Raw genomic sequence first — 13,508 nt, forward strand, 5'->3', positions numbered from 1 at the left:
TATGTCCAGTGCGTCATCAACAGATTTATCTTGTTGTACAACAATTTGTCTAACTTTTCTTAGCTTCAGTCAGATATAAGACACGCCCATCTTCCTGTATGACACGGGTATGTTCTAAATAATACAGAATTGCTCTTTTTGAATGTAGAATCGCTTTTAGATCAGATGGATTAAGTTATTCCATTTATTTTCTCTTTTTGAATATTTAATCAAAAAAATTGCATAAAGAAATTAGTAATTTAGCAATACGACAAGTTATGACGTTTGAAATGATTGCTTATAGTGCAAATTAAATGATTCTAAATCAGAGTAGGAAATTCAATATATATCTACTATAATAAATAAATATAGCCGAAAATAGATACTAATTTTTTATTTTAATACATATATGAATCAATATTGCACACTTCAAATTTTTCAAAATAACGAATGGCAAGATTGCGCTATCGTTGAATTAATTGCTAGTCAAGAGCAGGGCTGGAGAGCATCTACACGAACGTCATACTTATTTGAATATGCTATTGAACATATGGATTTAAGAGATGGTCATGCTCTATCATTCCAATTTCCAGTCAATGTACAAAACAACTTAGAAAACCAATGGCCAGCATTTCTCATGGACTTGCTACCTCAAGGTTATGGGCGAAAGGAGCTTTTAAATCAGCTGGGTTTTTCAATTAATGCAGAAGAACAAGCTGATTGGCCCCTACTGAAATCTGGGGGAGGTAATCCTATTGGTAATCTACGAATTAAAGAAGCTTATGACTGGCTTCAAGATCATTTTCCGACAGTGAAACCTCGTGGATTTAGCCTAAGCGAAATAATTGAAAGGAAAGAATATTTCATTGAGTCACTTGCATCATATGGCTTATTTGTTGCTGGTTCTTCAGGTGTTCAAGGTGAATGGCCTAAACTATTACTAACACAAGGATATGATGGTCTGTTTTATTTAGATCACAGTCTTCCAGATGAACTAGCAGCAAAGCATTGGCTAGTTAAATTTAGTCGTGGAAATGATCAAAAACTGGAAAAAATACTGTTACATGAAGCAATTTACATGAAAATAGCTCGGTATTTAGGTCTAAGAGTGTTCAAGGACTTGGAACTTCACCAGAGAACGCTATTTATTCCACGTTTTGATCGCCAAATTATCAATGGTAAAGTCGAAAGAGTTGCACAAGAAAGCCTAGCCTCTTTAAGTGGTAAAGCTGGCTTCGGCGTTAAAATGACACATAATCAAATCTGTACATTGATCATGGAATGTTGCTCATCACCAAAAGCTGAAATTTTTGAATATTTGAAACGAGATATCGCTAATGTTGCATTAGGAAATAAAGATAATCATACCCGTAATACCGCAATTCAACGTTTAAATGACGGCACAATTCAATTAACACCCCTCTTCGATTTTGCACCAATGTGGCTTCATCCTGACGGAATTGCACGTACTACACGTTGGGAAAAAGATGACCATGGAGGAATGCCTATATGGGGATCTGTCATAACGCAAATAGAAGAATGTACAGGAATAGATTCAACTGAAATTAAACATACAATGATTCAACAATTGCCACTGTATGAAAATTTGCTCGATGAAATGAAAAAAATAAATATAGATGATGAGATTCTACAAAATAGTCATCATCGTATATTGAATATATGCCAACAGATTCAGGAGCTTTCTAATGGATAAACGTTATAAGCCTATGACGGCAATCGAGCAAATGAATAAACGCTTACAAGTCTTAGAAAATATAAATAACAATCCTGAGTGGCAAATTTACCAGATTGCATCATACATTAGAAAAGAACTACATTTAACATTAAATGAAATGAGTAAAATTACTAAAATAGCACCACAGACTTTACAGAAAATGGAGCAACCTGATAGTAATCCAACATTAGATTCTATAAATAAGTTGTTAAATGCATTTGGTTTAAAATTTATTATTAAATCAAAATAGTTTAATTTAAATTACCTATAAACTAGATTTTGATTTATTTTCTAAATAGTCACCCCACCACTGCATCATATCAGCTCTTTGTTGAATATAATCTGCATGGTTATAACTAGCACGTGTTTTATTCTTATCTACATGTGAAAGCTGAGCCTCAATCCAACTATCTTGAAATAAGCCAGAATCATTTAAAATAGTACTGAATGTTGATCTTAAACCGTGTGAGGATAGCTCATTTGTTTTGTATCCCATCTTACGAATGGCTGAATTTATTGTGTTAAAATGCAATGGCTTATCTTTAATTTTTGGGCTGGCAAAAACATAACGATCGCCTTGTGACCACTCTAGTGCAGATCTAACAATGCTCACCGCTTGCGATGATAACGGGACTAAAAAATCTGGAATATCATAACCTGCTATCACTTTTCGACGATATTGCTTGATATGTAAAGCAGGTATTTTCCAAATTTTGTTGTCAAAATCAAAATGATGAGGTTCTGCAGACAATAACTCTGCGCCCCTGACTCCAGTATATAATTTAAAGAGGATTGCTTTTTTTATAATCGGATCTGTATTTAGTTGAGTTATTCTAAGAATAAAATTAGAAATTTCTTCATCTTTTAAATAGGGATAATGTCTCTTTAATTTCCCTTTCAATAATATTTTATTTAGACCATAAGCTTGATTATAATCACAGTATCCCATTGCAACTGCAAAATCATAGATTTGATTTAAATAGCTATACGCTTTTTTTACAGGTTCCTTAACTCCCCTATTTTCAATCTGCTTAATTACCTTAACTAAATCAGTTCTTTTAATTTTACTAAATTCTATATCACCAATAACGGGATAAATGTCATTTATTAAACATGTATTCGCCAATTGGATTACACCACCACGTGGTTGATCTTTAAATGAATTATTTGTTTTAAACTCTAACCATTCTTCACAAACAAATTTAAAAGTTTGAGTTTTCTCCTGAACTAAATTTTGTGTAGAAAATTTAGTTGCCTTATAGGAGTCTCTGGCCACTCTAGCCCCTTTGAGATTCATCTCAGGATATGTACCTAGAGTGACTCGTGGTCTTTTACCCGTTTCTGCAACTGAATATCGATAACTCCAAGACTTTTTTCCATTAGGATCGACTTTTAAGCTTAAACCATCATCATCAGCTAAAAAGTAAATTTTTTCTTTTGGATATGACTTTCGTACTTGTGTTTCCGTAAGACTCATAAATTTTTATAAACCAGCATAATGATCCCCATTATCTTAATTATATCAAAAATAAGCATTATTATGTGATGCGTATATTACGCATCACATAAATATTTATATATATGTTTTTTATAAATATTTTTTTGATATTCTACATTGTAGTAACCAAAAAAGTAACCACTGTTAAAATCTGTATTAAGCAACAAAAATCAGTGATAGTTAAACACTATTCTGCAATGGGTTTGTTTTACAGACTTAGTAACCGAACCTTAATTATTTGAGGTAATATTTCGGTTCTGTCGCATTAAGTCGATCTTCAGCTACTATTGAATTTTGTAGGAGCTGAATATGTCACTAATCCAAGCTGATCCTAGACAGTATCGTGGACAACAAATCCCTCTAAATTCTTGAAATATTTCTGTTCAAAGGCTTCTGGGCTTAACCAGCCGTTTGCAGAATGTCTTCTGCTTCGATTGTAATAAATCTCAATAGTGCATAATCAATCGCTTGCTGTTTAAATTCAGGACTTGAGCAGCATTGCTGCGTAAGATAGCCATTTCTTGGATCTCCAAAGTTAACGTTACGTTATCTTTAGAGGGAAGTACTTCCATTATTTTGGCTAGAATCAATAGGCCAATAGCCCTCAATCAAGAGCTATATAAATCAAGCCAGGCTTTCTTTTACAAATTGTGGATCAACAATAAATAATCGAATAAGCGATGTTGCTGCTCCTGAAGGTCTTCTAGTACCTTGTTCCCAAGATTCGAGTGTACGTCTCGAAACACCCAGAAGTTTGGCAAATTGCTCTTGTGTCAGTTGAGCCTTTCTACGAGCTAATGCTACATCGGTCTCAGTAATTACAGTTCTTTTAGCTGCATTATTAGCAAACATATCATCTATACCTTACAAGATTTCAGCTTCAATATCTCTGGTTGCTTCAAAAGCTTCGAGTTCTTTTTCAGTCATTAAACGAGTCATTTAATTTCTCCACCAATGCTTGAAGAGTTTTTTTACTAAGCTGTACCGTTTGCTTTTTACTATACAGGGTTAATAACCAAATCTCTCCATTTGTTAAACGATTAAAGTAAATGACTCTGACACCACTACTTTTACCTCTGCCACCGCTCGTCCATCTAATTTTACGAATGCCACCTGAATTAGGCTCTACATCTCCTGCTTCAGGATTTAATGCTAAGAATGTTTTGAATTCTTCCTGAGTCCAATAAACAAGACAGTATTTAGTAAATAATGGGGTTTCACATATTGTATACATTACTTGTATTTATACTACCTTGTAGTAATTTATTCTATACGACTATGTAGTATTTTTAAGTATTAATTTTGAGTTTTTTGTTTTTAGTTCTTACATAATTCCAAAGCTAAAATTAGATGTAACTTATTGCTTTTTTTATTGAAATTTACTTCAGACAAAAAAAAATCTTGTGTTTTCACATAAATTTCACTATCTGAGAACTATTTTAGGTGGAAAGTAATAGTTGAAAGTTTCTAAATTCTTAAAATACAGGGGGTATAATTAAATGGCTATAGAATTTGTTTCCAAATCAAAGTTACCTACTGCATTTGGCGATTTTGAAATTATAGCATTTCAAGACCAAAGTACTGGTGAAGAACATATTGCTCTTGCCAAAGGCATGGGTACTATTTCTAATCAACCTGTACTCGTTAGAATTCATTCAGAGTGCTTAACAGGTGACGCTTTTGGATCACTCAAATGTGATTGTGGCCCCCAATTACATTCAACCATGAAAATGATTAATGATGCAGGTCAAGGTGTGATCTTATACTTGCGCCAAGAAGGTCGCGGCATAGGACTAACCAATAAAATTCGAGCTTACGCCCTTCAAGACCAAGGACATGATACTCTTGACGCCAATTTATTATTAAATTTACCAGCAGATGCTCGTAAATATGATATGTGTACCATTATGTTAGATTATTTAAAAATAAAGAATGTAAAACTCATTACAAATAACCCCCTTAAAATTAAATCTTTAACTGATTTAGGAATTAATGTTGTTGAACGTATTCCTTTAAAAGTTGGTTTAAATATCTTTAACAAAGCTTATCTTGAAACAAAGCAAAAACGCATGTCACATCTATATGATAATAGTGATTTTTAAAAAGCGATCACTTTTAGAAAAATATCCACGTATAAAGTTCCATCTCCCTTTCGGGAGAAGGATAAGATAAAATATTGTTTTATATTCAATTATGGTTTTAAAGAAGATTTATGAAAGCTGCCTGACTATTCTTTATTTTGTCTCAGTATCTGTGCAAAAACCGTCACTTTTTCTAAAGTCGCATTCATTCCCTTATTAAAAAAAGTATCAACAAGCGCTGAGCCAATGATAATAAGATCTACTTTATTGGCTAGTGCTTTAACATGGCTTTCATTTTTGATCCCAAAACCAATTGCAACAGGTATATTAAAAATCGGCTTAATTTCAGTCATCTTTTTCTCAAGATAAGATAAATTGAAGTCTCCTCCTGTTAATCCATTTTCTGCAACATGATATAAAAACCCTGTCGCGCGCGCTGAAATTTGCTCTAACCTTTCAACTGGGGTCGTCGGCGCGGTCATTGCAATTAAATGCATATTTTTTTCATTTAATTGCACCTCAAAGTTTTCTCGATATCCATATGGAGCATCTAAAATCAATATTCCATCTATAAGATTTTCTGTTTCGGCGATAAGTGTCTCAAAACCATATTGCATCATCGGATTTAAATAAGTCATAAAAATTATTGGTGTCTGGTCATCATGCAGCCTGATTACTTTTACCAACTCAATGGTCTGTTTTACCGTTTGACCTGCATCTAAAGCCCGAAGATGCGCTGCCTGAATGATCTCTCCATCTGCCACTGGATCAGAAAATGGAATACCCACTTCAATAATGTCAGCCCCTGCTTGACCCAATTGGCTTAACAGACGACAACTTTCTGTAAAATTAGGATCTCCAGCAGTAAAATAACACACCAGACCGCTTCGATTTTCCAGTTTCAATTGCTCTAATTTTTGATCTAGACGGTTCATGCTGTAACTCCTGCAAGATATTTTTTGACCGTGTTTAAGTCTTTGTCTCCTCTGCCACTTAAATTGACAATAATGATCTGTTCTTGCTGCATTTCTTGAGCAAGTTGAATCGCATATGCAATCGCATGAGAACTCTCAAGAGCAGGAATAATGCCCTCCTGTTGGCTTAAAAGCTGAAAGGTATTTACCGCTTCTTGATCGGTGATCGCCGTATATGTCACACGTCCTGTTTCAAACAGAAGGCCATGCTCAGGGCCAACGCCAGGATAATCTAAGCCAGCTGATATAGAGTGTCCATCTAAAATCTGCCCATCTGAATCTTGTAATAAATAGGTTAAATTGCCATGCAGCACACCGACTTGACCTTTGCAAATAGAGGCGGCATGTTCACCACTATTTGTTCCTTTTCCACCTGCCTCAACGCCAAACATTTTGACATTCTGGTCTTCTAGAAAAGGATACATCAACCCTAGTGCATTTGATCCCCCACCAACGCAAGCAACTAGAGCATCAGGCAGTCTATTTTCTTTGAGCAGGATTTGGTTTCTGGCTTCTATACCAATAATTTTCTGAAATTCTCTGACCATGACGGGATATGGATGAGGGCCTGCACCCGTACCCAATAGGTAATAGGTTGTATCCACATGACGAATCCAGTCACGTAATGCTTCGTTCATGGCATCTTTTAAAGTCCCACGCCCTTTTTTAACACTTCTGACTTCAGCACCGAGTAATTTCATACGTTCAACATTCATTTGTTGGCGCTGAATATCTGTTTCTCCCATAAAAATGGTACATTTCATCTTAAACAGCGCGCAAACCGTTGCTGTTGCAACACCATGTTGCCCAGCACCCGTTTCTGCAATGATTCTGGTTTTACCCATAAATTTGGCTAATAAGATTTGGCCTACACAATTATTGATCTTATGCGCACCCGTATGGTTCAAATCTTCTCGCTTGAAATATATTCGAGCGCCGCCTGCATAAGCTGTTAGGTTTTTTGCATAAAAAAGAGGACTCGGACGACCAACAAAGTCCATTAAAATCTGCTGATATTCAGCCCAAAATTCAGGTTTGTCCCGAACAGTATTAAAGGCTTGCTCTAATTCTTGAAGTGCTGGCATTAAGCTCTCTGGCATGTAGCATCCGCCAAATTTACCAAAAAATCCCAAAGCATCAGGACCATTACCTGTATAAGGGGTTGTCATCTCATATCTCTTTTACTATCAAAACTTGTTTGATCTTAAAATATTTTCATTTTGATGATAATTGATATATTTTGAGGTTATGGTGTTAGAAAATTTTACAACATGAAACGCAGAACATTACCTCCGCTTAATGCTTTAAAAGCTTTCGAAGCTGTCGCCAGAAATAAAAGTTTCAGCTTAGCTGCCGAAGAATTATGTGTCACCCATAGTGCGATTAGCCATCAAATAAAGCAGTTAGAAGAATGGTTGGATAAAAAATTGTTTATTCGACATTCCTCGACCATCTCTCTGACGGCGGATGCCGAAGAATTATCGCTAGTTTGTACGCAGCTTTTTAATCGTTTAGAACAATGCGTCTTTGAGTTAACAAATAAAACTTCAGAAGTAGAAGTTGTAATAGGCGCTTCTCATAGTTTTATGGCAAATTGGCTGATTCCTCGATTAGAAAAGCTCGAAGTCATTTATCCCAATATCCATATCAAATTAATGACATGTAATGACTTAAAATTGTTAGAAAAAGAGAAGGTTGACATATTGATCAATAGCGTCAGTGAGCATCATCTACTTCCCAACTTTTTGAATAAATATCTGTTATTTCTCGATAACATGGGTCCTATTTGTAATCGTGAAATAAATCTTCTTCATTCCGTAAATGATCTTTTAAACTATCCATTACTTCATACCCACTCAAATAAAAGTGCATGGCGTACATGGTTTGATCAGTTTCAAATAAGCTTTTCCCCAAAATCCAATGACCGTTATTTTGATAGTCTGAATTTAATGATAGAAGCTGCAGTGTCTGGGTTAGGAATTGCCATAGCACCTCAAATTCTAGTAGAAAAAGAAATGTTAAATGGAAAGATCATTGCCCCTTTTGGTTTTATCTATTGTGACTATAATTTTTATGCAATGGTCAGAAAAAATAACGAAAATCGTGATGTTATGAATATCATTGATTGGTTAATGGCCGAAGAAAAAAGTTAAACATTTAATCTTTGATTTGAAAAATTCTATTCAATTGCTCATCTATAACGTCTATTTCACATTCTGTTCACGCTGTGCTGCCTAAGGTATAAAGATACACTTCATACGGACACTGATGATGAGACTTGTAAAAACACTTATTGCTACAGCCTTATCCTTGCCGCTTCTGTTGTTAGCCGGATGTAAAAGTATTCCCAGTTATTCAGCCGATTATGCCCAATCCAGAAACGGTATTCAGGGGATAGCGCTGGATCAGGCTAAAGCTCAGGATATCGGCCTCCGCTTTACCTCAGCTTTTAATACCTTGGGCACACCGAAATTTGTGGAAAGAGCCGGATCGCTGTATGCTGACCAGCTGTTTATTAACGATACCCTATCGCAATTTTCATCCCGTCAAAATCTGCTGGAGCACTTTCAAGGCATGAACAAACGGGTCAGCAAGGTCAGCGTCAAGCTGTTAAACGCTTCTTATCATCAGGACTCTGCCTATGTGCACTGGCATATGGCCTATGATTTTAAAATGTTCGGCACGACCCGCAGTATGGACTCTTACGGTATCAGTGAAATCAAGATCAACGAAAACAACAAGATTATTTTCCAGCAGGATTTCTGGGACCCTGCGAACGGCCTGTACCGTTCCCTGCCTTATGTTGGAGGGGTCTACTCATGGCTACTGCCTTTCAAAAAATAGCGATCAGCACGGCTTTAGTGATGGGATGTAGCTTCAGTCCATGGGCACAGGCACAAAGCCTGAATCAATGCGGCAATGGTCCGCTGATGGTGGGTCAAAAACAGGTCGGTATGGCCAGTTATTTTGCCCAAAACTGTAGCCAATCCTGGGAAAAACAAAATATACAGATGGACTTTTCCTATACACAGAATATTCCGGAATGGGCATTTAAGCGTGCGGCCACACATTTACTGAAACGTAATGTTAAAGACGCAAAAATACATGCTCTATTCAACCCAATCACTGATTTGTATCGTCCGGTCAGATCAGGCGACCTGTACCGTTTAAAATACAATCATGCTACACAGACCCTGAGCTTATCTTTGAACCAGCAAAGTTTAGGGCAGCTTAAACATCCTCTGGCACAACAATATTTTAATATATGGCTGGGTCCCCAGCCATTTAGTGCTAAATTAAAACAGCAATTATTAAATTAGTATCTGCCGCTATGTCGAAACATTTTATCCTGATGGTTGAAGACCATTATGAACTGGCCTCTACCCTATGCGAGTTTTTGGAAGAACATGGCTTTGTGGTCGATCATGCCCGCAATCTGACTGCTGCTAGACAATTACTGAAACAGCAACGCTACCATATCTTGCTACTAGACATTAATTTGCCTGATGGTTCTGGTTATGAATTGTGCGAGTGGTTACGCAATGAAGAGGGGTTGGACTTACCTGTCTTGATGCTTACCGCTCGGGATACCTTGGATGATAAACTCAAAGGCTTCAATTCCGGCACGGATGATTATCTGGTCAAGCCCTTTGACTTTAACGAGCTGGTGGTTCGGGTCAAGGCCCTGATCAAACGCTCCCTGGGTGAAGTATCTAGCAGTCGTCTGCAAATTCATGACCTAATTTTGGACCCCGCAACACAGCAGCTAACTCGAGCTGGGCAGAACATTGAATTGCCTCCGATTCAGTTTAAACTTTTGAAGCTATTGATGCGTCATTCTCCTAAAGTACTGACCAAACAGGAAATTATGATGCAGCTTTGGGGTGACGAAGAGCCAGAAAGTGATGCTCTGCGCAGTCATATCTATAATTTACGCAAAATGGTCGATAAACCCTTTGAACAAAAGCTGATTCACACCATATCTGGGATTGGTTTAAAGATTGCTTTCGAAGATGAAGCCTAATTTAGGTACACAACGACAATCAGTCCAGTGGTCATTGTCAGGTCAACATTCTGATGGGTGCCAAGATAATATTGCCTGTCAAACAGCTCCACACGCCAACCTAGCTGTTTGCATAGCTTTTGCACCAATTGCAATCCAATGCCATGCCCTTTGATTTCCAGTTGTAGCTGCTGGCCAGACAGTTCCTGAACCTTAGAATTATTAGGTAAAGGCATGCCTACCCCATTGTCAGCAATCAGCACTTTATTTTTTTCCAGAATCACATCAATTTCTGTGCCCTGTGAATAGTTCAGCGCATTGCGCAGAATATTACCAAACACCATTTTGGTCATAGATGGATAAAGTTTACGCGGCTGTTCATCGAGGTCTTTTTGCAGGTCAATCTGCATGCCTTTGTTATGACTGACACTCTCTAGATCCTGCACCAGATTGTCGAGACATTCTGAAAGCATGGTCGGTTCAGCAGTTAAAGTATTGGTGGTATTGCGGGCAATCGCCAGCAAGGTATCGACCAGCAGCTGCATGTCTTCAATGGTGTTATGCAGGCGGGTAAAGGACTTGTTGTCGCCATAGCGTGCCTGACATAGCTGCACATTGCCTTTTAAAATGGTCAGTGGCGTGCGCAGCTCATGGCTGACATCTCCGGTAAATTCACGCTCACGCTGAATAAATTCGCTTAATACCTGATGATATTTTTCCAGCGCCTGCTTGAGGTATTCAGCTTCCAGATTGGAGTCGGTGCGGATGTCCTGAAAAGGCGAAGCCTGATTTTTCTGATGTTCCCAGTCGATATGTTCCAGCGCATTGGCCAACCGGGTAATCGGGGAAAAATAACGTCGGGCCCGACGGTTCCACCACCACAATACGCTATATAGCACAAACAGGCTGACCATCAGCGGTGCCAGACCAAACAGCCAGACCAGCTTGTTGACGTTGCTTTCGCCAAACACCAGCAGCACATGCTGTCCGTCTTTTTCACCATACACGGTCATGCGCTCCTTGCCATCGACAAAATGCCGGTTCACCCCTTGCTCAAGCTGCATGTGGCGAAATTGGACTGGCGGCAGATCGCTCCAGCGGTAACCATACAGGTTTTTGGTGTCGGGCAGTTCAGCAGCCGGATTACGTTCCAGCCGCTGCCAGTAGTGTGACATTTCCTGTTCTAGCGCAGTTCTGAGCAGGGAACCCTTGATTACCCAAGCACTACAGCCAATCCCGATCACCACAGACAGGGCAATGAATCCGATTTGCAGCCAGTAGTAGCGGTTAAACACCTCACCCAGAGGATGATCGTGTTTGTCCCTGAACAGCTTTAACATTGGTGCATTCCCCGCTACCCCATCCGATTCGCCATTCAATTATACGGTTTTCTTTTTAAACAGAAAGTGACCGATCACCCACTCGCGTCCATGCTCATAACCGAACAGTTCGGCACAGGCCATAAAGAAAATCCGCCAGCGTTGCCACCAGATGGCGGCATCTACACCATAGGTCTGTTCAAATAAGGGGCGCAGCTCGTCCTGTTTCCGGTCCATGTTCTCGAGCCAGGCATTTGCGGTGCGTTCATACTGCGTGCCGGCCCATTGCCAGTGCTGCTCTAATTGCAAATGCTGCTGGAAATGTAGAAAGGTCGAAGCTGCCGGCATCAGTCCGCCACTAAAGAAATATTTCGACATCCAGTCGAATTCATTTTTCACTTCAAACGGATAATGCAGGAAACGGTGACAGAAAATATGGCACCAGAGCAGACCATCCGCTTTCAGCCAGCTGCTGATATTTTCAAACAGTTTCTGGTAATTACGTACGTGTTCAAACATTTCCACCGAAACTACGCGGTCAAAGGACGCGGGTTCCAGTTGCAGTACATTGACGTCGCAGGTGATCACCGTCAGGTTCTGCAGTTTTTTCAGAAGCGCCTGTTCCTGAATATACTGGCGCTGGGTCGAGGAATTCGACACCACCGTAATGCGGGCCTTGGGATAATGCTCGGCCATATACAGACTCAACGATCCCCAGCCACAGCCAATTTCCAGAATATCCTGTCCATCTTTTAACTGTGCACGCTGGCAATAGCTGGCCAGTGCGGCTTCTTCCGCCTGATCCAGGGTGGTATGAGTATGTTCAAACAGGCTAGCGCTGTATTTCAGACGCTTGCCCAGCACCGCCTGGAAAAATGCGGTGGGCAGTTCATAGTGCTGTTGATTGGCCTTTTCGGTCTCGATGGCAATCTCGCTGTTTTTCAGCATATGCAGCACATCCATATAGCGCCGAGCTGCCAGTGCCGGGTCAAAGCGTCCTTCCTGTGCCAGACGTTTTTTGCTTAGGCTGCGAATGCCGGCGCGAATGACTGAATCGGGCAGCTTGCCACTTTCGACCAGTTTTAAAGATTGTTGAATCATAAAGTCCATGTATTTACCTACTGTTTGGGTGGCCACGGAATAAACATTGAAGTTCGTCGTTGATAGTCTTTATAGTTGTCGCCGCGATGTGCCAGCGCCTGTTGTTCACTAAAGGGAATCCCGGTGATGTAGTACAGAAACAGCCACATCAGCAGTGGATAAATCCATAATTCATAGCATCCTGCTGCCAGACCGAGCACTGGATAAGCAAACCAATGCAGCCATTCAAAAAAATAATTCGGATGGCGCGAATATTTCCACAAACCCTGATCCATGGTTTTACTTTGATTCTGTGGATCTAGCTTAAAACGGTAAAGTTGCTGATCGGCAGTGCTTTCGCCTATCAAAGCGGATAGCATGATCATGCCCGCCACAATCACAGTGACCAAAGTCCAGTCATTCCATTGCTCGGTCGAGATACTTAACAGCTTCAGCATTGGGTAAGAAAACAGTAGAGCCAATCCTGCCTGAAATATAAAAAACACCAGAAAACCAAGATGCTGATACTCCCCCATCGCTCGGCGCATGTTGGCATAACGCGTGTCTTCTTGGGTTTCACTGGCATAGCGCCGTAACAGATGCCAAGTCAGCCGTGAAAACCAGATCCCACTCGCCAGTCCCAGAAATAAGCGAACCAACATCGGTGCACTGTCAATCGCCCAAGCGGCAATAATCACATTGAGGGCAATACTGAAACTCCAAGCGACATCGACCAGCCCTGCTCTACGGTTATAGGTCACCAACACCCAGCTACAGAGCATGATAAAGACATTCAGCATCAGTAAGTTCAGCAGCATTTCGGCCCTCCTGCTTTATCT

Annotated in this window: 14 protein-coding genes and 2 pseudogenes; 7 read left to right on the forward strand and 9 right to left on the reverse strand. The window is 39.5% G+C overall.

What is annotated here, in order from left to right:
• Nucleotides 1-388 precede the first annotated feature (388 nt).
• Together FTV50_RS14710 and FTV50_RS14715 are read left to right on the forward strand one after the other, a co-directional pair.
• Complete coding sequence (locus FTV50_RS14710) at nt 389-1,693, forward strand: type II toxin-antitoxin system HipA family toxin (protein ID WP_180024878.1); 1,305 nt, start codon at nt 389-391, stop codon at nt 1,691-1,693.
• Nucleotides 1,686-1,964, forward strand: a complete 279-nt coding sequence (locus tag FTV50_RS14715) for a helix-turn-helix domain-containing protein (protein WP_004871362.1) — start codon at nt 1,686-1,688, stop codon at nt 1,962-1,964. The genes FTV50_RS14710 and FTV50_RS14715 overlap by 8 nt, the downstream gene beginning before the upstream one ends.
• A gap of 15 nt (nt 1,965-1,979) precedes the next feature.
• Here FTV50_RS14715 and FTV50_RS14720 read toward each other — a convergent pair whose 3' ends face one another.
• From FTV50_RS14720 to FTV50_RS14735, 4 genes and pseudogenes are all read right to left on the reverse strand, one after another.
• Entirely contained in the window at nt 1,980-3,191 is a 1,212-nt protein-coding gene (locus tag FTV50_RS14720; protein WP_180024879.1) for a tyrosine-type recombinase/integrase, read from the reverse strand.
• Between the two features lie 352 nt (nt 3,192-3,543).
• Nucleotides 3,544-3,663 (reverse strand): annotated as a pseudogene (locus FTV50_RS14725) (IS3 family transposase); the annotation flags it as partial.
• Nucleotides 3,664-3,836: 173 nt separating this feature from the next.
• Nucleotides 3,837-4,151, reverse strand: a pseudogene (locus FTV50_RS14730) (helix-turn-helix domain-containing protein).
• Entirely contained in the window at nt 4,132-4,446 is a 315-nt protein-coding gene (locus tag FTV50_RS14735; protein ID WP_180024880.1) for a transcriptional regulator, read from the reverse strand. Before FTV50_RS14735 ends, FTV50_RS14730 begins: the two are co-directional and overlap by 20 nt.
• A 265-nt stretch (nt 4,447-4,711) precedes the next feature.
• Between FTV50_RS14735 and ribA the strand changes: the two genes are divergently transcribed.
• Nucleotides 4,712-5,314 carry a GTP cyclohydrolase II gene (ribA, locus tag FTV50_RS14740; protein WP_004976959.1) on the forward strand — a complete coding sequence of 201 codons (603 nt, stop codon included), beginning with the start codon at nt 4,712-4,714 and terminating at the stop codon, nt 5,312-5,314.
• Between the two features lie 125 nt (nt 5,315-5,439).
• On the opposite strand, the gene trpA is transcribed toward ribA, so the two are convergent.
• Together trpA and trpB are read right to left on the reverse strand one after the other, a co-directional pair.
• Nucleotides 5,440-6,228 (reverse strand): tryptophan synthase subunit alpha, encoded by a 789-nt coding sequence (gene trpA / locus FTV50_RS14745; protein ID WP_180024881.1) that lies wholly within the window; start codon nt 6,226-6,228, stop codon nt 5,440-5,442.
• Nucleotides 6,225-7,436, reverse strand: coding sequence for a tryptophan synthase subunit beta (gene trpB, locus FTV50_RS14750; RefSeq protein WP_168369525.1), 1,212 nt, complete (start codon nt 7,434-7,436; stop codon nt 6,225-6,227). Before trpB ends, trpA begins: the two co-directional genes overlap by 4 nt.
• 102 nt (nt 7,437-7,538) lie before the next feature.
• Here trpB and FTV50_RS14755 point away from each other — a divergent pair, with 102 nt between their 5' ends.
• From FTV50_RS14755 to FTV50_RS14770, 4 genes are all read left to right on the forward strand, one after another.
• On the forward strand, nt 7,539-8,420 hold the full coding sequence (locus tag FTV50_RS14755) for a LysR family transcriptional regulator (RefSeq protein WP_180024882.1): 882 nt from the start codon (nt 7,539-7,541) through the stop codon (nt 8,418-8,420).
• Between the two features lie 118 nt (nt 8,421-8,538).
• Entirely contained in the window at nt 8,539-9,111 is a 573-nt protein-coding gene (locus FTV50_RS14760) for a nuclear transport factor 2 family protein (RefSeq protein WP_180024907.1), read from the forward strand.
• Nucleotides 9,087-9,587, forward strand: coding sequence for a chalcone isomerase family protein (locus tag FTV50_RS14765; RefSeq protein ID WP_163142166.1), 501 nt, complete (start codon nt 9,087-9,089; stop codon nt 9,585-9,587). The genes FTV50_RS14760 and FTV50_RS14765 overlap by 25 nt, the downstream gene beginning before the upstream one ends.
• A gap of 11 nt (nt 9,588-9,598) precedes the next feature.
• The gene (locus FTV50_RS14770) at nt 9,599-10,291 is read left to right on the forward strand and encodes a response regulator transcription factor (RefSeq protein WP_180024883.1); all 693 of its coding nucleotides are present in this window, start codon (nt 9,599-9,601) and stop codon (nt 10,289-10,291) included.
• Here FTV50_RS14770 and FTV50_RS14775 read toward each other — a convergent pair.
• From FTV50_RS14775 to FTV50_RS14785, 3 genes are read right to left on the reverse strand one after another with little or no spacing between them, the layout of a single operon-like run.
• Nucleotides 10,288-11,610: a sensor histidine kinase gene (locus FTV50_RS14775; RefSeq protein ID WP_373683695.1), complete on the reverse strand. Its 1,323-nt coding sequence runs from the start codon at nt 11,608-11,610 to the stop codon at nt 10,288-10,290. The genes FTV50_RS14770 and FTV50_RS14775 overlap by 4 nt on opposite strands.
• A 39-nt stretch (nt 11,611-11,649) precedes the next feature.
• A complete protein-coding gene (locus tag FTV50_RS14780) occupies nt 11,650-12,699 on the reverse strand; it encodes a cyclopropane-fatty-acyl-phospholipid synthase family protein (protein ID WP_180024884.1) in 1,050 nt (349 codons plus the stop codon).
• An 8-nt stretch (nt 12,700-12,707) separates the two neighbouring features.
• Nucleotides 12,708-13,487, reverse strand: coding sequence for a DUF1295 domain-containing protein (locus FTV50_RS14785; protein WP_180024885.1), 780 nt, complete (start codon nt 13,485-13,487; stop codon nt 12,708-12,710).
• Nucleotides 13,488-13,508 lie beyond the last annotated feature (21 nt).

It is taken from the genome of Acinetobacter sp. YH1901134 (genome assembly GCF_013416965.1).
Classification (GTDB): Bacteria; Pseudomonadota; Gammaproteobacteria; order Pseudomonadales; family Moraxellaceae; genus Acinetobacter; species Acinetobacter amyesii.

Excerpts from the sequence above, each read along its gene's own strand:
- trpA (WP_180024881.1), bottom strand. The coding sequence starts at position 6,228 with ATGAACCGTCTAGATCAAAAATTAGAGCAATTGAAACTGGAAAATCGA.
- FTV50_RS14785 (WP_180024885.1), bottom strand. The coding sequence starts at position 13,487 with ATGCTGCTGAACTTACTGATGCTGAATGTCTTTATCATGCTCTGTAGC.
- FTV50_RS14780 (WP_180024884.1), bottom strand. The coding sequence starts at position 12,699 with ATGGACTTTATGATTCAACAATCTTTAAAACTGGTCGAAAGTGGCAAG.
- FTV50_RS14710 (WP_180024878.1), top strand. The coding sequence starts at position 389 with ATGAATCAATATTGCACACTTCAAATTTTTCAAAATAACGAATGGCAA.
- ribA (WP_004976959.1), top strand. The coding sequence starts at position 4,712 with ATGGCTATAGAATTTGTTTCCAAATCAAAGTTACCTACTGCATTTGGC.
- FTV50_RS14720 (WP_180024879.1), bottom strand. The coding sequence starts at position 3,191 with ATGAGTCTTACGGAAACACAAGTACGAAAGTCATATCCAAAAGAAAAA.
- trpB (WP_168369525.1), bottom strand. The coding sequence starts at position 7,436 with ATGACAACCCCTTATACAGGTAATGGTCCTGATGCTTTGGGATTTTTT.
- FTV50_RS14760 (WP_180024907.1), top strand. The coding sequence starts at position 8,539 with ATGAGACTTGTAAAAACACTTATTGCTACAGCCTTATCCTTGCCGCTT.
- FTV50_RS14715 (WP_004871362.1), top strand. The coding sequence starts at position 1,686 with ATGGATAAACGTTATAAGCCTATGACGGCAATCGAGCAAATGAATAAA.
- FTV50_RS14765 (WP_163142166.1), top strand. The coding sequence starts at position 9,087 with ATGGCTACTGCCTTTCAAAAAATAGCGATCAGCACGGCTTTAGTGATG.
- FTV50_RS14755 (WP_180024882.1), top strand. The coding sequence starts at position 7,539 with ATGAAACGCAGAACATTACCTCCGCTTAATGCTTTAAAAGCTTTCGAA.
- FTV50_RS14735 (WP_180024880.1), bottom strand. The coding sequence starts at position 4,446 with ATGTATACAATATGTGAAACCCCATTATTTACTAAATACTGTCTTGTT.
- FTV50_RS14770 (WP_180024883.1), top strand. The coding sequence starts at position 9,599 with ATGTCGAAACATTTTATCCTGATGGTTGAAGACCATTATGAACTGGCC.
- FTV50_RS14775 (WP_373683695.1), bottom strand. The coding sequence starts at position 11,610 with ATGTTAAAGCTGTTCAGGGACAAACACGATCATCCTCTGGGTGAGGTG.